This window comes from Rothia endophytica, assembly GCF_039543885.1.
Lineage (GTDB): Bacteria > Actinomycetota > Actinomycetes > Actinomycetales > Micrococcaceae > Rothia > Rothia endophytica.
The window spans coordinates 257477-273857 of the sequence record NZ_BAABKP010000001.1 but is presented as its reverse complement, the minus strand read 5'-3'; the positions used below and the strand labels follow the sequence as shown (position 1 = coordinate 273857).

Genomic DNA, 16381 nt, shown 5'->3' with positions numbered 1-16381 from the left:
TCTACCGGCAGGGTGTGAAGCGTCGGTAAGCACCCCAAAAACATCCTAGGCAGGGGCAAGAAAAAGCCACCGCCGGGCATCAGCCAGACGGTGGCGCATCGTTTGCGTCAGCGGATTAGATAGAGTATTCGGGTGCTGCCCAGACAACAACCTCGGGGTGCTCGTAGAAGCGGTAGCCCTGACCGCGCACGGTGCGCACGGTGTTGGAAAGACGGCCCAGCTTAGAGCGCAAGCGGCGGATATGGACGTCGATGGTGCGTTCGTTAGGCACTTCTTCAGCATCTCGCCACAGGCTCACCAGCAGCTCCTCACGGGCTACGGTACGCACTGCGTTTTCTACCAGGTAGTTGAGCAGCTCAAATTCTTTGTAGGTCAGGTTCAATATTTCGCCGTCCAGAAAGACCTCGCGGCGGGAAAGATCAATCAGCACACCGACTGAGTGGGTGGGCTTCACATCCTCCGAGCCTTGATGCAGTGCGGTAGGCAGTGCCTCAGGCTGGTAGTGCACGGCGGTGGGATCACCCAGGGCGTTACGCACCACCTCAAGGTCGCTACCTTCTGCGCCGGCAGGAGCCAGGGCAACGGCGGCGTAAGATTCAGCTTCGGGTGCCAGGTTATGGGCGTAAGCTCGTAGGTCCTGCACAATGCGCACCAGGGAGGTGCCGTTTGAGGCTGCAGCCTCTTCACTCAAACCTACGTAGACCACGAAGCCGCGAGCTTCGTTTTCCTGCGCGACGGTGCGCTGGGGCTCGGGTTTGAAAGTCATGGGGCGCAGGTTAGTGGGATGAGGCTTATTCGGACCGCCATTCTGCACACCAGCTACATGAGGGCGCTGGGCGGTGGAGCGGCTTCGCTGTGATATGTGAACATATCCCGGTGCACCTGACATTTTTTCTCCCCTATTCGATGGGCATCGAGTGTGTGACCTCTAGAGACGCACGAGTTCATGTGTGTGAAACGTGAGCTGCCCGTCTTTCCTTTAATCCTTGTCTGATATGGCGGATAAAGCAAGTAACATTTAAGACATCTATGCGGCTCTTCTTAAACTATAGCACCGGCAAGGAGAATTCATTATGCAAAAAATATCTATGTTCTGAATATTCTTCCAATTAATACCTTGAGTAAGAATAAGTGATGTGAAAAAACCTGAATATTTTTACTACCGGTCAGGGTCAACCTGACTAGAACAAGGCATCGCAAAAAGTCAATAATTCTTTTTTAGAGGATCGCGGAGCGAGATTACCTGGCATCAAAATGGGGTGCAACTGCTCTCAGCAGCTACACCCCAGAAGGAGCCCATCATCAAGAACTAGTGGGCTACTCCGTAGAGGCGATCACCAGCGTCGCCCAGACCGGGCACGATGTAAGACTTCTCGTTCAAGCGCTCATCCTGTGCCGCCAAGAAGAGATCAACGTTCTCAAGCCCATCGATGCCCTTTTCAAGGGCTTCAATACCTTCAGGAGCACCCAGCACACAAACGCAGGTGATGTGTTCAGCACCGCGAGCGCGCAGGAACTTAATAGCCTCAATGAGGGTTCCACCGGTGGCGAGCATCGGGTCAAGTACGTAGACCTGACGGCCGGTGAGATCTTCTGGCAGACGCTCGGCGTAGGTAACAATATCCAGGGTTTCTTCATTACGCGCCATGCCCAAGAAGCCCACCTCGGCGGTGGGAATCAAACGGGTCATGCCTTCGAGCATGCCCAGACCGGCGCGCAGAATGGGAACGATGAGGGGGCGGGGGCTAGCGATATGTGATCCTACAGTTTTAGCAACCGGAGTTTCTACCTCCCGGGATTCCACACGAATATCGCGGGTCGCTTCGTAGGCAAGTAGCGTAACTAGCTCATCCACTAGCTGACGGAAAATCGGTGAGGGGGTGCTCTTATCCCGCAGAACGGTGATCTTGTGGTCCACCAGGGGGTGGTTGAGAACTTTAATACGCATGGAGAAAGCGCCTTCCGTCGTCCTTGCGCCCCGCTGTAAGAGACGCATCTAAAAAGAAAACCCCGCTCACCCTAGATTCACTAGGACAAACAGGGTTAACTGGCGGTGACGGAGGGATTTGAACCCTCGGTACGGGGTTACCGTACACAACATTTCGAGTGTTGCACCTTCGGCCGCTCGGACACGTCACCATCTCACGAAATACTACCCTAGGGGGCGGTTCATCTCAACTTGGAAAGCTAGAGAATATAGCCGTCAACAGCTAGCATGGCGGTGGCTGTAGCGACGCTGGCGGGGCGGCGAACACCGTGCCTGGTGTGGTCCATCGCTAGCATGAAGACGGCCCCAAAAATGACCAGGGCCAGGCCTTCGATGGTTTGTTCTTTGCGCACATCGTAGCGGGTAGAAAGAGCTGAGACCTTAGAGCAGACAAACCGCATGATATCCGAGCGGATTTCATCGGTGGTCTTCGACCAGTTCTCATCACTGCGCCACAGCTCAGAGACCCACAGGCGCGCAAAGCCGGGGTGCTCTTCAAGATAGAGCACCGCGGCGTGCAGGGAATTACTCAGGGCCTCCCTGGGGTCTTCGTGGTCGCCTGCTGCCGACATTTCAGCTAGAAGAAGCTTGGCACCGTACTGCAGTAGCTGGTCAATCATGGTCTTCTTCGACCCGAAATTGTAGTAGACGGTGCCCTTAGAAACCCCTGCCTTTTCAGCGATTTCCTCTACCGTGGTAGCGGTGGGGCCGTCCTTGCTCATGATGTCCATGGCAGCTTCAAATAACTTGAGCTGGGTTCTGTTGGTCCGGCCTGGGCGCCTGGTTGATGCCTCAACCACGGGCACTTGGTGCGCATATATCACTGAACTGTGAGTTTCGCCGACCACACCCACTCCATTCTTATTTGAAGAAAATTGTTTACTTTTTCAAAGATACAGCAAAAGTGGGCGCGTCTGTGCACCCTACGGGTCCTGGGAGGGATCTATTATCACGGTCGGTGAGAGTGAAAGAAATCCTTGAGAAGGCTGGCACATTCGTCTGCCAAAACCCCCGCATGCACTTCTACCCAGTGGTTGAGTTTGCGGTCGCGTAAAACATCGTAGACACTACCGGCAGCCCCGGTTTTCTCCTCCCACGCGCCCATTATCAGGTAGGGCAAGCGTGCCAGAAGCATAGCGCCAGCACACATGAGGCAGGGCTCAAGGGTAACCACCAAGGTGCACCCGTCAAGGCGCCAGCTACCCAGGTGGGAGGCTGCCTCCCTCAGCGCCAGCACTTCGGCGTGGGCCGTGGGGTCATGGTCTGCCTCACGCCGATTGTAGCCCCGGCCAATCACCTGCCCCTGGGCATCCACTACAATCGCCCCGATGGGAACGTCCCCCTCCTTCAAGGCTAAACGTGCCTGCTCTAATGCCAGACGCATGAGTTCTTCATGGCACAGATTGCGGGGCCGGTCAGAGAAAGGCTGGCGTCTTGCGAGCTCTAAGGGGGAGTTCTTCATATGAGCCTTTCTTCTAGTGCGTAGCTGCCAGGGCAAAGGGCAGGACGGCGGTGGCACCGGCGGCGCGCAGGGTTCGGGCGGCGATGGCAAAGGACCAGCGGGAGTCAACACGGTCAGCGACCAGTAGAACCGGGCCGGGATCGGTAGCGAGGTAGTCAGCGGCAGCCTGAGGCAGGTGATAGGCACCCAACACACCACCGCACCGGAAAACACTGTTGCCGCCAAAATGTGCTGGTTCTTTTACCAGTTCAAAGGTCCCTAAATCGGCGAGTTTACCTGCCTGGGCAAGGCCCCGCGCCAGCGAATCAGTCAACACAGGGTGTACCGGTGAAGGCAACGCAATCAGTGCCACCGGCCGCTGCTCCCACCCCCACTCAGCAAGAGTTTTGAGGCAGGCTCTCCCCAGATCAGCGGGCACTGGTCCATCCTGGGGCTGGCCGTTAGCGTCCAGGGTAAAGATTTCACGCAGACGGTTGCCCCAGCCTAAGTCCGTAAGGCGGGCCAGTGCCCTGCCAGTCTCAGCGCGCTCTTCGGGGGCGATTCGCCCGCGCAGGGGCTTGCCCGTTACCTCGTGAACAGCGCCAGGTGCTACCCGTTCAAGGCCGGTAGGCCACATGCCGCGCGGCTCAATGGGCACCCCGGTGCCACTTAGGGCACCGCGAGCGCCCTCTACCAGCTTGGGGTCTATATCTGCTGAATACCAGGGCCCAGCGCAGACATCGCACATCCCACAGGGTTCAGCGGTACGGTCATCGAGTTCAAAGGCCAGAAACTGCATGCGGCACTGCTGAGTGCTCTGGTAGGCCAGCATGGCGTCCTGCTCTCGCACTCTGGCCTGTTGCACCCGCTGGTAGCGCGGGGCGTCATACTGCCAGGGGGCGCCGGTCGCCACCCAACCCTTGCTGCGGCGCTCTGTAGCGCCCTCAACCGCTAGCACTTTGAGCAATAGCTCCAGGCTAGAGCGCCGCACGTCCACCCGGGTTTCAAGAGCCGGCACCGATAGCTCCTGGCCTGCCGCTGTTGACTCAGCCAGGGCAGCAAGAACTGCTGAGGTGTTCTCTGCGGTGGGCATAGAGACGGTGGCGAAATAGTGCCAAATTTCCCGGTCTTCAGCACCGGGTAGGAGGAGCACATCAGCCTTAATGGCACCGCGACCAGCTCGGCCCACCTGCTGGTAGTAGGCAACAGCGCTGGAGGGGGCACCCAGGTGCACCACGAAACCTAAATCGGGTTTATCGAATCCCATGCCCAGGGCGCTGGTAGCCACCAGAGCTTTGACGCGGTTACCCTTCAACGCGGCCTCTGCCTCCTGGCGTTCGTCCGCATCGGTTTTGCCCGTATAAGGTAGCACATCATAGCCGGCAGAGCGCAGAGCAGCAGCGGTATCTTCAGCTGCAGAAACGGTAAGGGTATAAATAATGCCCGAACCCGGTAACTGCCCCAGATGAGTCAGTAACCAGGCCAGCCTGGCTTCTGAATCGTGTAATTTCAAAACTCCCAAGCGCAAGGACGCACGAGAGAGCGGACCCCGCAGAATAAAGACATCATCTAACGCAGCACTCTGGATAAGGCCCTCTCCCTCTCCCCAGGCAGAAGCAGCACTGCCGGTATCGCGGGACCTCGCACCCAGCTGTTCGGCGATGTCCTGCACGACCCGCTCATTAGCTGTGGCCGTAGTAGCCAGAACCGGCACACCGGTGGGCAGGTGGGTGATGAGGTCGCGGATACGGCGGTAGTCGGGGCGGAAGTCGTGGCCCCAGTCAGAGATGCAGTGTGCCTCATCAATCACCAATAGACCGATGGTGCGCAAGAGCGTGGGCAGCCACTCCTCGCGGAAGGCAGGGTTGTTGAGGCGTTCTGGCCCTACCAGGAGCACATCAATCTCACCCGCAGCCAAGCGCTCGCGCACTTCGTCCCACTCGGTCACGTTGGAGGAATTGACCATCGCCGCCCGCACACCTGCACGGGAGGCAGCTTCTACCTGATCCCGCATGAGAGCAAGTAGGGGTGAAACGATCAGCGCCGGCCCAGCCCCGCGCCGTCGCAGCAGAAGGGCGGAGAGAAAGTAAACAGCAGACTTACCCCAGCCCGTCCGCTGAATAACGAGAGCGCGGCGGCGGTGCTCCACCAGCGCTTCGATAGATTCAAACTGACCGGGATGGAAGTGGGCCGCAGGGTTAGCTGTGAGCTTGTGCAGAAGCTCCAGGGCTTCGCGGTGCAGGGGTGAGGTCATGCTTCCAGTCTCCCATAGGTGAGTTTAGGCGGTCTGAGTTCCATGGGGTGTGTATTAGTGATTGACGCATGGAACTTACGGTGCCCGTATCAGGGAGTTCTAGTCAGTGAGGGCGTCGCGTACGTACTCGTAGACAGCTGGCACGTAGTGAAAGGGAGCCTCACCCCACTGATGGTTGGGGTCTGCAACGGCTAGTTCTGCGGGTACTGCAAGGGTGGGGACGCCCAGCTCGGCTAGATGTGCGTAGTAGCGCTGGCTTTTCTGGTTGGCTTCGGCTGCAGTAACGCCCATGCTCACAGGGGTAGGGTGACCCTCAGTATTGACCTCTGCCCAGGGCACATTGAGAAGACGAACCCGTTCCAAGGCACCCTGCTCCTCGAAACTTTGCACCAGGTCGATGGCTTTTTCTGCCCATTCCTCAAAGTGCTCGTCTGCGCCGAAGGGTACGTGAGTGCCTGGTTCAATCAAGCTCAAGGCAGTTTCTGAGCTGACGAGGTCAATAGACCGGGTCACTACCTCACCGCTACTGAACCAGTGCACTCCGTGGCGTTCGTCGAAGATGTCCCAAAGAATGAGGTGGAAGTGGCTGGCATGGCTGCGCAGGAGATTCAGCGCCCCCGCTCCCCAGTCAGCGCGGAGCATGCGGGTTTGAAAGGCATTAGCGAGTTTGAGGTCAGCCGGGAGCTTGTAGCTAGCGTCGGTGTCATCAGCTAATAGGGAGTGCCGGGCAACATACTGGGAGACGCGGTAACTGTTGGGGAAGTACTCGAAGCTGTCCCGTCCCACGCAGGAGCCGTACACAAAGACTGGGTGCACTTCTGTTTCTGTGGTCATGGGTTACTCTTCCCTGTGGGCTGGTGTGGGGTAACTTTAGGTATACCCTTTTCCATTTTAGCGAAGGAGTCCCTTTGCCTCCCCAGTTTTCTGCTTCAGACGTACGCAGAGCATTCTGGCACCTGCGTCACGGCGGCGTTAAACAGTTGAAAAAATTTCGCCGGCGCCAGCTGATGTCCTCACATTTTGGCGGGGCTGCTTTTGCATCGCGTGGCACAGCAGGACGCCGGGGCGTGGGTTTAGCCAGCGAGGAGGCAGTGGGGGCGGTGCCGGCTGTGGCTAAAAGTAAGAAGAGCCCGGCGGGGTATTCGCTAGATTTTCTGCCCCTGGAGTACCCTCACTACGCACCGGTGTTTGAAGGTTTGAAGGTAGCTACCGTTCTTGATGATTTTTCTGCGGTGGCTTGGGGTTATGAGTTTAATTGCCTACCGGTGACTCCGCAAAACTGGCAGGAGGTGCTTGAAGCTGAGCACCCGGATTTTCTGCTGGTTGAATCAGCATGGGCGGGTAATGATGGCGCCTGGCAGTACCACTTAACGGGCGAGAGCGCCCCACGCCCAGCGCTAGTGGAGATGCTACATTACGCCCGAAAAAAGAACATCCCTTCTGTTTTTTGGAATAAGGAGGACCCCCCGCATTTTGAGGACTTCATCGATACAGCTGCCCTCTTCGACATCGTTTTCACCTCGGACTCCAACAAGATTGCTGATTACCGCCAGCGCCTGGGGCATGACCGTATCTACCCTCTAGCCTTTGCAGCTCAGAGCGCAGTACACAACCCGGTGCGCCCTCACCACGGGGTTGCCGAGCGAGGGGTGGCTTTCGCCGGTAGCTACTTTGCTCATAAGTACCCGGAGCGCCGGGAGCAGATGGACTTTCTTCTGGGTGCTGCCCGCTCAGCAGCAGCTAAAACCAAGGAGCCCTTCGAGATTTTCTCGCGGTTTTTGGGGCAGGATGAGCGTTACCAGTTCCCCGCACCGTTAGCCGAACACGTGGTGGGTAGCCAGAACTATGAGCAGATGCTGGTGGCTTATAAGGCTTATAAGGTGTTCTTGAACGTGAACTCAGTGGTTGATTCCCCCAGCATGTGTGCCCGCCGCATCTTTGAGATTTTGGCTAGTGGTACACCCGTGGTGACCAGCGCTTCAGCAGCGATTGGCAACTATTTTTCGCCCGGTATGATTTCTGTTGTCGCGAACAAGGCAGAAGCCGAAATTGCTGTGCGCTCATTATTACGCAGCGGTGAATTGCGCGATCGCAGCGTACATCTAGCGCAGCGGGAGATTTGGAGAAAGCACACCTATACCCACAGGGCGCAGCAGCTACTGGACGCAGTAGCTCAGCTGACCGGCAGGCAGCTGGTGGGTGAGCGTCAGCAACCAACGGTGAGCGTCCTGGCTCCCACTAACCGCCCAGAGCAGTTGCCCCACCTGATGCGCCAGGTGGCTCAACAGACTGTCCGCGCCCAGCTGGTAGTGCTGACCCACGGTTTTGAGCTGACCGACACTGCCTTTGCCAAGCTGACCGAAGACGCCGGGCTGGTAGACGCGCGCAAGCTCAGTGCCAGCGCAGAAACCTCTCTGGGTGAGTGCCTTAACCTTCTGGTGGCTGCGGCTGATGGTCAGATTCTTGCGAAGATGGATGACGATGATTTGTATGGTCAACACTATCTGGAGGATCAGTTGCATGCACTAGATTTTTCCCGCGCTGATGTGGTGGGCAAACAGGCCTACTACATGCACTTGGCTGGTAGCAAAGCCACGGTCTTGCGTGCTGGCGAGAGGGAACACCGGTTTACGGACTTTCTGGCTGGACCCACTCTGACTGCGCGCCGCGAAGTCTTTGAAGCGCACCCTTTTGAGGCGGTCAATACGGGCGAAGACACCGCTTTTTTGAAAAACGTGGTTGCAACTGGAGGCCGACTCTACGCTGCTGACCGTTTCAATTTTGTGCAGGTTCGCCGTGCACCAGGAGAGGGCAGTGAGCACACTTGGCGGGTAAGTGATGCGGAGATTCTTGCCAACGCTCAGGTACATCACTTTGGTTTGAGCCAAGAGCACATTTTCTTTTAGGGGATTATAAACATTCAGAGGGTTTGTAGAGTCCATTTTCTGGACATGACTTCTTCTGTATTAGATAAACCTACAGTTTAATGATGAGAAATAGGTAAGAAATCCATAAAGAGCCCTATAGCGCAACTATATGAAACAACGCTCCTCTTCGCTACCTTTAACCATAAATCGTCATCTAGCAAGGGGATTCACTCTAAATTTGAGGGTAGCGAATGGTCAGATATCAACTTCTACATATTTGCCAGATAAGCATCTTTGTGTATTTATAACCAGCTCAACCTCACACTTTTTATGATGAGAGTTAGGCCATCTATAGTCTCTATCTTCATTTACGTCATATAGAATTATCGTGAACTAGAGAACCCCGCACTGCTACACACAGAAGCTAAGGAAACGCATGCCCTCCCCCACTATTGCCTTCATAGGCCTCGGTTATATCGGTCTACCCACTGCTGTTGTTATGGCTAATCACGGCCTCCAAGTTACTGGCGTCGACATTAACGCAGCCAACGTTGAGCGCATCAATCGCGGCGAGGTCACTATCGTTGAGCCCGGGCTCGAAGAGCAACTTCAAAAGGCCATTAATTCGGGTAACTTAAAGGCAACCACCGAGATGGTACATGCTGACGTATATATTCTTGCCGTGCCCACGCCCTTCAAAGATGACTACGAGGGCGACCTGTCCTACATCATGGCAGCTGCCGAGACCATTGCACCCCAGCTGGTGGGCGGCGAACTTGTTATTCTTGAATCCACTTCTCCCCCAAAGACCACGGAGAAGATGGCGCAGCACATCCTGACTTTGCGCCCTGACCTTGTTGCTGATGGCGCTGAGAACCCCGAGAACAAGCCGGTTCTATACTTCGCGCACTGCCCCGAGCGCATCTTGCCGGGCTATGCAATGGAGGAGCTAATTACTAACGACCGCATTATTGGCGGCCAGACTCCTCGGGCCACCGAAATCGCGACCGAGGTTTATAGTAGCTTCTGCACCGGAGAGCTGTTGCCCACTGATGATGTCACAGCTGAGATGGCGAAGCTGACCGAGAACTCCTTCCGCGATGTGAACATTGCCTTCGCTAATGAGCTATCTCTGATTGCCGATAGGCTCGGCATTGATGTTTGGGAGCTTATCCGCCTAGCTAATCATCATCCGCGCGTGAATATTTTGCAGCCTGGTCCTGGTGTGGGTGGGCACTGCATCGCAGTAGACCCTTGGTTTATTGTGTCGGCTGACCGTGAGAACTCAAATTTGATTCGTACCGCACGGGAGGTCAACGATGGTAAGCCTGAATGGGTAATTAATAAGGTGCGTGACGCTGCAGGTTCGGCCCCTCAGCCTGTAGTAGCAGCTCTTGGTTTGGCTTTCAAGCCTAATATTGATGACCTTAGAGAGTCACCTGCTATGGATATCACGCAACGTCTCGCCCAGGAGCTCCCTGGGGCGACTGTACTTGCGGTTGAACCTAATGTTTCTGCGTTACCGGCAAAACTTGAGGGTATCGGAAATCTTGAGTTTGACACTTATGAAAGCGCTATTGAGCGCGCAGATGTAGTGGTCCTATTGGTGGATCACGAAGATTTCAAAGCGGTGCCCGCTACAGCGCTAGCGGGAAAACAGGTTGTAGATACTAAGGGGATTTGGGGTTAACATGCGCTCGGCTTCTACAAAGAATTTTATTAAACATATAACAATTCCTATTACAGTTACATCAGTAATTTTTGTTATTTGTTTAATATTAGATAATCTCCCAATAGCACTTCTCTCTGTTCTCATAGGTTTTGCCTGGGTTACGCTTACAATATACCGTATAGTAGACCGACAGATACTTTACGCTGCTAGTACTGCTGCGCGAGCTGGTCAGACGAGCACTAATGAATCTCTGAAAAAAATAAAAGAAATTAAGAATGATACAGCTACCGTACAACGTAATACCTCTGCAACGGTCAATTCAATCAAAAGTATTGAATCTGTATTAGAAAAAAACTTATCCCTGTCACAAAGAATTGACCGTCGAATCTTAAAGAACGGTATCGTTGTTGGTAACGTAGCTGGTTCAACAGGACGTTCAGCTCCCATTATCAGAGATATTCAATCAACTGTTAATAATCTGGCTAGGGCTACTTCTTCCCCTTCATCTCATGCAACGACAACAGCTTCATCTCATGCAATTACAACAGCAGTCTCTCAAAGTGCTGGAAAGCAGCGACCGCAAATACAATTTTCCTTTCCAGGTGTTGAACCTACCTCGGCAGAGCCTGTATTCAGTGACGTAAAAGTAATGGTTGTAGCAGATGAGTTCACAGCCCGCGCGTTTGCTTACGAATGGACAACGGTTGAACCTACACCTGACAACTGGAAATCAATTACTGATGAATTCCAACCTGACTTCCTTTTTGTAGAGAGCGCGTGGGAAGCGAATGCAGGGGCGTGGCGGTACCATCTGGTAGGGCAGACAGCTCCACGCCCTGCAGTCGTTGAAATGGTGGAGTATTGCAAAACTAAGGGTATTCCAACGGTCTTCTGGAATAAAGAAGATCCCCCGCATTTTGAGGAATTTCTTCCTACTGCGCGACTATTTGACTATGTATTCACTACCGATGGAAATCTGGTGCATGAGTACAAGAAACGGTTGGGGCATAACAATATAGATGTCCTACCATTTGCTGCTCAACCTAAGATTCATAATCCAGCCCGTATCGGGATGGTTAACCGAGACCGCGATATTGTTTTTGGGGGTATGTATTTTCGAGACAAGTACCCAGAACGGCGTGATCAACTTGATATGATCCTTCCTGCCGCAGTGAAGTTTGATCTTGATATTTACTCTCGCAACTCAGGGGAAGATTCAAAATATCGATTCCCCGATGAATATATTAAAAAGGTAAGAGGAACCCTCCCTTACCCTCAAATGCTAACGGCCTACCATGCCTACAAAGCTGTCATTAATGTAAATTCTGTTGTGGATTCAAACACGATGTGTGCACGCAGAATTTTTGAAGCAACTGCCTGTGGTGCAGCTGTCGTGACTGGAAGCACCAGCGCTATTAGGAACTTTTTCCCCGATCAGATGCTAACGGAGGTCTCGGGGGAGGACGATGCCTACCATAAAATTCGTGCTCTTCTAAGGTCAGACGAATATCGTGAACGCCGTGTGCATGTAGCACAGCGACATGTTTTTCAACACCACACCTACACCCAAAGAGCAGTTCAGGTTATGCAACAATTAGGCATAAACGTGAATGTTCCTCAAATGAAGCGAAGCTTCTTTATTACAACCAATCGTCCTTCGAACCTGGAAGTTATCTTCCAGAATTTTGAGCGTCAGGTAGTCGAAAATAAAGAATTGGTTATTTTGACGCACGGTTTTGAACCCACAGACCTACAGATTGAATCACTTTCAAAAAAATATAAAATTTCAAACCTGACGTTGCTATCTGCTCCAGCTTCTCAAACTCTAGGAGCAAACCTTAATCAATTAACTGATGCATGCAATGGCGATGTTTTATTTCGTATGGATGATGATGATTTTTACGGTGCAAATTACGCCCTTGACCTTGAGAACGCACTAAAATTCAGCGGTGCCGCCTTAGCGGGTAAAGCAGCTTCGTATATCTATTTTGAAGAAATGAACAGCACTATCCTGACATACTCTGGCCACGAGAACCGGTATACAGACTTTGTACGTGGAGCTACCTTCTGCGGCTGGAAAAATACTTTTAAACGCTTCCGGTTCCCTGAGCTGGAACGCTCAGAAGATTCCTCGTTCTTGGAGCAGGTAAAACGTTCTGGGGAAAAGATCTATTCGGCTGACCGTTTCAACTTAATGGTAATGCGCAGGTCCGATAAGACAACCCATACTTGGACGGTCGATGATGCGAAACTTTTTGCAACGGGTCAAATGAAGTTTGTCGGCTCAGACCCTACTCAAATTTTAATTTAAACCGAAAGAATTTATAGATTTTCATGAAAATACCTAATGATAACCCCCATAAATTAAATCAAATTCTGCAACCAGCTTCGGAAACTGAAAAGTATTTAAATTTTTTCTCCCGTGGATTTCTAATTTTAGATTCATTGTCTACACCACCTGTGGAGGTTTCCTCTTGGAATACAATGACTCTAGGAGATAGGATAATATACTTCTCCCCAGATTTACCAGCTAGAAAGTCATTTACCGAGTCTGGCGAAGAGGTCGTTGTTCTGGGCATTGCTTTTGGGATTTCCTCAAAGAGTGAAGACTCTTTTGCAACCGCGAACAGAATTGCTACTACTTATCGCGACCGAGGTCTTGAAGCATCATTAGATTATCTAGAAAATGTTTCGGGAAGGTTCGTCGCTCTAATATATAAAGAACAGACCTTGAATATTATCGGCGATCCTATGGGAACGATAAGTGTATTCTGGTATAAAACTTCCTCAAACCAGATTGTAATTAGTTCTCATGATGCACTAATAAGTGATACTGTTGGAGGTCTATCATCTAATGCAATTAGAAAAGTATTAGGACATCCAGACTACATTAGCCCTCAGGGTAGAGCTGTCCCAGGAATTCTTACCCCTCATGATAATGTTCAGCAGCTATTCCCTAACTGCATGCTAACCGTTAAAGAGGGCGTTGTTGAACATTCTCGGATTTTTCCGCGCAACGACTGCCCTTCATTGTCTCTTGATGATGCATACGAACTGATGGTCACTGAGCTTACAAGGCAAATCAACCTCTGGCTCTCCCTTCCAAAGTTACCTATTTTAGGATTGACTGCTGGGCAAGATTCTGGGCTAGTGCTCGCTGCAGGCTTAAAAAGATTTCAAGAAGAAAATACAACGGCTCTTACCTACCATTTTTTTGATAAAAACACTCCATCCACCCTGCTAGATCTTAAAAAAGCAAACAAAAGGGCTCTTTTAGCGCGTTTGCCGCATGCAATATTAGATATTAATCAACTAGATGACGGTAACAGCGAGGCAGCTAAGTTATATAACAAAACATTTAGGAATTTTGCACGCTTCCCATCACAGGCGATGTCCTTTTACGAGTCCCTACCTTTTAACTCACAATTTTTTCTTTCAGTTGGTGGTGAAATCGGTAATGCCTTTTACCAAGACAGAAGCGGTAACCCACTTTCGCCAATTTCTCTATCTAAAAAGTACACCCATTCTAAATTTCAGGATAATCCCGAACTGCTTGAAAATTTTGCTGCATATATCGATTATGTTGAATTTGATAAAGCAGAAGGTAAAGGTTATGATTTGTATGATCTTTTTTATTGGGAACATAGATTAGGAAAGTGGGCCAGCTTGTGGTACTCAGAACTTGATCTCACTACAATGCCGGCGATACCTATGAACTCAAGGAAATTCCTCAATGCAATGTTGAGTCAGCCTTTTGAATCACGAAAATTTAAAAAACTATATTCTCTCGCTAGCCAACGAATTGCTAGTCCTTTTTGGCAAAACTAGGTAATAATGTCGCTTACACCTAAGCTTGACTCTACAATGATGTTCATAGGGTCTTGTGTTTCTCGAGATGTTGGTCGAATAACTGATTTAAAAGAATCAATTTCTATAGGAAATTATGTTGCACGGCAATCCCTAATCTCCTCCTTCTCCCCTCCTACTTCTTTACCTGAGTTTCCTTCAAAACTTGAATCAAAATTTCAGCAACGTATGATAGACACTGACATACAGTCAAATTTGCCAAACATATTAATAAACAACCATAAAAATATCAAAGTCTTGCTTGTGGATATCATGGATGAAAGGTTTGATGTTAAACATTCTGGAGCTGGGTGGTACACCGTATCGGATGAATTCAAAAAATCTGGCTGGTCTGACTATATACCAAACATAAATATTTTGAAATTTTCCACCGCAGATCATCTCCTCCATTGGAAAAATTCATTTCTCCTTTTTATCAATCTACTCGAAGAACTAGATTTACTCGAGAATACATTTTTCATCATAAACAAATTTGCAACGAAGACTATTCAAGGCGATGAAATTATACAGCCGGTGGGTCTCCCTTCTCCGTCTAAAAGGAACCAGCAGTTCGCTCCCTACTACGATTTTATTGAGGATAATAAACTACGTACTCTAAATCCACCTGCTGAAGTTACATTAAGCGATAAAAATCATCTTTGGGGAGTCGCTGGATTTCATTACGCAGATCCTTTCTACCATTGGATTTCTAACCAGATAAAACTAGAGATGTAAAAACCTTAGGCACTCATGAGATCAGATTTTAAAGAAAATTTACACATCAAAATAAGTCTGAAATCCTTTGCCTAAATACTTGGAATTTTATTCAAAAGTTCCACTAGGATGACTAATCAATAGGGTGAAGAGGAGCGCATAATATGGCTAAGACAGCTTGGGGATTGGCCTGAATCAACTTATGAGTGAAGCGGACCAGGCGAAACGGCCAGGTTGTGGTGGTTGCGCCATTCATTCATAATTTTCTTAAATCATTAATCAGCCTCTACGTATACTCATTTATCGCTATATTCATTTCTAATCAAACCAATCAAACCGCAATTAACCATATTAAAAATCAGCCAAACGCTCCCCCAGCCCAAACATCTTTTCAAGGGCTGCCAGGGTTCGTTCTGTTGCACGACCATCACCGTAAGGATTCACAGCGTTCGCCATTGAGGCAAAGTGCTTCTCGTCATCAATCAGGGCAGATACTTCCTCAACAATGCGATCATAGTCAGTGCCTACAAGTCGGACAGTACCTGCATCCACAGCTTCGGGGCGTTCAGTATTCTCACGCATCACAAGCACCGGCTTACCCAGGCTTGGAGCCTCTTCTTGTACCCCGCCTGAGTCAGTGAGCACAATACGAGACGCTGCAATGATATGCGCGAACTCCGCATAAGCAAGGGGCTCAGTAACGAAAACATTCTGCAATCCCTCAAGATGAGGGAGAACATTCTCACGCACCAACGGGTTCCTATGAGCAGGGAGCAAGAAACGGTAACCGGGGTACTTACCTGCCAAAGTCGCTACAGCACGGCCAATATTCTGCATTGACTCCCCCAGGTTTTCACGCCTATGCGTAGTCACCAAAACAATCGGGGCATCGTCTTTCTGGGCAACGAGCTCAGCTACAGTCTGGTCGGTGAACTCTACAGGCTTCTCAACCACCTCAAGTAAGGCATCAATCACTGTGTTGCCGGTGACTACAATCTCTTTTTCGGGTAGAGCCTCGCGCAAGAGATTTGCTTTAGAGGTTGAGGTCGGAGCCAAATGAAGCTTAGAAATTTGCGAGGTCAGCTTGCGATTAGCTTCTTCAGGAAAGGGCGAATTAATATCACCCGACCGCAACCCGGCTTCGACATGCACGACAGGAATTTGACGGTTAAAAGCAGCAATAGCAGCACCCATAACCGTTGAAGTATCGCCCTGAACAATGACAGCATCTGGTTCAAGTTCAGCGTAGATCTCGTCAAGACCATTAATAACCTTGGCAACGATTCCATTCAGCCCCTGCTTTGCGCTCATGATATTCAGATCGCGCACAGGCTCGATACTGAAGAGTCTATTCACAGAATCAAGCATCTCGCGATGCTGACCAGTTACAACAGGGATAGACTCAAAATTATCTGACTCTTCTAGAGCCTTAATAATCGGAGCTACCTTGATAGCTTCCGGACGTGTGCCATAGACAGTCATAATTTTTAGCATGTCTTGCGATATTTCTTTCTAGGTGTGCTGATGCGGCCAAACGAGCGTCTCAAATAAGGGCAGGTATTCGGCAAGAAGCTGTTGCATCTGGCAGAGATACCCGTAG

Annotated in this window: 12 protein-coding genes and 1 tRNA gene; 5 read left to right on the top strand and 8 right to left on the bottom strand. The window is 50.9% G+C overall.

Annotated elements, in window-relative coordinates; translation table 11 throughout:
• Window positions 1-115: 115 nt before the first annotated feature.
• The 7 genes from ABD982_RS01220 to ABD982_RS01190 all read right to left on the bottom strand — a co-directional run bounded on the left by ABD982_RS01220 (window position 116) and on the right by ABD982_RS01190 (window position 6516).
• Entirely contained in the window at window positions 116-889 is a 774-nt protein-coding gene (locus ABD982_RS01220) for a winged helix-turn-helix domain-containing protein (protein ID WP_345443712.1), read from the bottom strand.
• 420 nt (window positions 890-1309) lie between these two features.
• Window positions 1310-1948 carry a uracil phosphoribosyltransferase gene (gene upp, locus ABD982_RS01215; protein WP_345443709.1) on the bottom strand — a complete coding sequence of 213 codons (639 nt, stop codon included), beginning with the start codon at window positions 1946-1948 and terminating at the stop codon, window positions 1310-1312.
• Window positions 1949-2048: 100 nt separating this feature from the next.
• Window positions 2049-2139, bottom strand: a tRNA-Ser gene (locus ABD982_RS01210).
• Window positions 2140-2187: 48 nt separating this feature from the next.
• Window positions 2188-2718 carry a TetR/AcrR family transcriptional regulator gene (locus tag ABD982_RS01205; protein ID WP_285835636.1) on the bottom strand — a complete coding sequence of 177 codons (531 nt, stop codon included), beginning with the start codon at window positions 2716-2718 and terminating at the stop codon, window positions 2188-2190.
• A 218-nt stretch (window positions 2719-2936) separates the two neighbouring features.
• A complete protein-coding gene (gene tadA, locus ABD982_RS01200; protein ID WP_345443703.1) occupies window positions 2937-3449 on the bottom strand; it encodes a tRNA adenosine(34) deaminase TadA in 513 nt (170 codons plus the stop codon).
• Between the two features lie 13 nt (window positions 3450-3462).
• Window positions 3463-5682, bottom strand: a complete 2220-nt coding sequence (locus ABD982_RS01195; protein ID WP_345443700.1) for a RecQ family ATP-dependent DNA helicase — start codon at window positions 5680-5682, stop codon at window positions 3463-3465.
• 99 nt (window positions 5683-5781) lie between these two features.
• Window positions 5782-6516, bottom strand: a complete 735-nt coding sequence (locus ABD982_RS01190; protein WP_345443697.1) for a DUF6270 domain-containing protein — start codon at window positions 6514-6516, stop codon at window positions 5782-5784.
• A 74-nt stretch (window positions 6517-6590) separates the two neighbouring features.
• On the opposite strand from ABD982_RS01190, the gene ABD982_RS01185 reads away from it, so the two are divergent.
• From ABD982_RS01185 to ABD982_RS01165, 5 genes are all read left to right on the top strand, one after another.
• Window positions 6591-8588, top strand: coding sequence for a glycosyltransferase family protein (locus ABD982_RS01185; RefSeq protein ID WP_345443694.1), 1998 nt, complete (start codon window positions 6591-6593; stop codon window positions 8586-8588).
• Window positions 8589-8985: 397 nt separating this feature from the next.
• Entirely contained in the window at window positions 8986-10239 is a 1254-nt protein-coding gene (gene wecC / locus ABD982_RS01180) for a UDP-N-acetyl-D-mannosamine dehydrogenase (protein ID WP_345443691.1), read from the top strand.
• A 1-nt stretch (window position 10240) separates the two neighbouring features.
• Window positions 10241-12532: a glycosyltransferase family protein gene (locus tag ABD982_RS01175; RefSeq protein ID WP_345443688.1), complete on the top strand. Its 2292-nt coding sequence runs from the start codon at window positions 10241-10243 to the stop codon at window positions 12530-12532.
• 23 nt (window positions 12533-12555) lie between these two features.
• Window positions 12556-14049: a hypothetical protein gene (locus tag ABD982_RS01170; protein WP_345443685.1), complete on the top strand. Its 1494-nt coding sequence runs from the start codon at window positions 12556-12558 to the stop codon at window positions 14047-14049.
• A gap of 6 nt (window positions 14050-14055) precedes the next feature.
• Window positions 14056-14802, top strand: a complete 747-nt coding sequence (locus ABD982_RS01165) for a DUF6270 domain-containing protein (protein WP_345443682.1) — start codon at window positions 14056-14058, stop codon at window positions 14800-14802.
• A 330-nt stretch (window positions 14803-15132) separates the two neighbouring features.
• Here the strand turns inward: ABD982_RS01165 and wecB are convergent, their stop codons facing one another.
• The gene (wecB, locus tag ABD982_RS01160) at window positions 15133-16275 is read right to left on the bottom strand and encodes a non-hydrolyzing UDP-N-acetylglucosamine 2-epimerase (RefSeq protein WP_345443679.1); all 1143 of its coding nucleotides are present in this window, start codon (window positions 16273-16275) and stop codon (window positions 15133-15135) included.
• Window positions 16276-16381 lie beyond the last annotated feature (106 nt).

Coding starts and splice junctions, on each gene's coding strand:
- ABD982_RS01220 (WP_345443712.1), bottom strand. CDS start 889: ATGTCAGGTGCACCGGGATATGTTCACATATCACAGCGAAGCCGCTCC.
- upp (WP_345443709.1), bottom strand. CDS start 1,948: ATGCGTATTAAAGTTCTCAACCACCCCCTGGTGGACCACAAGATCACC.
- ABD982_RS01205 (WP_285835636.1), bottom strand. CDS start 2,718: ATGGACATCATGAGCAAGGACGGCCCCACCGCTACCACGGTAGAGGAA.
- tadA (WP_345443703.1), bottom strand. CDS start 3,449: ATGAAGAACTCCCCCTTAGAGCTCGCAAGACGCCAGCCTTTCTCTGAC.
- ABD982_RS01195 (WP_345443700.1), bottom strand. CDS start 5,682: ATGACCTCACCCCTGCACCGCGAAGCCCTGGAGCTTCTGCACAAGCTC.
- ABD982_RS01190 (WP_345443697.1), bottom strand. CDS start 6,516: ATGACCACAGAAACAGAAGTGCACCCAGTCTTTGTGTACGGCTCCTGC.
- wecC (WP_345443691.1), top strand. CDS start 8,986: ATGCCCTCCCCCACTATTGCCTTCATAGGCCTCGGTTATATCGGTCTA.
- ABD982_RS01175 (WP_345443688.1), top strand. CDS start 10,241: ATGCGCTCGGCTTCTACAAAGAATTTTATTAAACATATAACAATTCCT.
- ABD982_RS01170 (WP_345443685.1), top strand. CDS start 12,556: ATGAAAATACCTAATGATAACCCCCATAAATTAAATCAAATTCTGCAA.
- ABD982_RS01165 (WP_345443682.1), top strand. CDS start 14,056: ATGTCGCTTACACCTAAGCTTGACTCTACAATGATGTTCATAGGGTCT.
- wecB (WP_345443679.1), bottom strand. CDS start 16,275: ATGCTAAAAATTATGACTGTCTATGGCACACGTCCGGAAGCTATCAAG.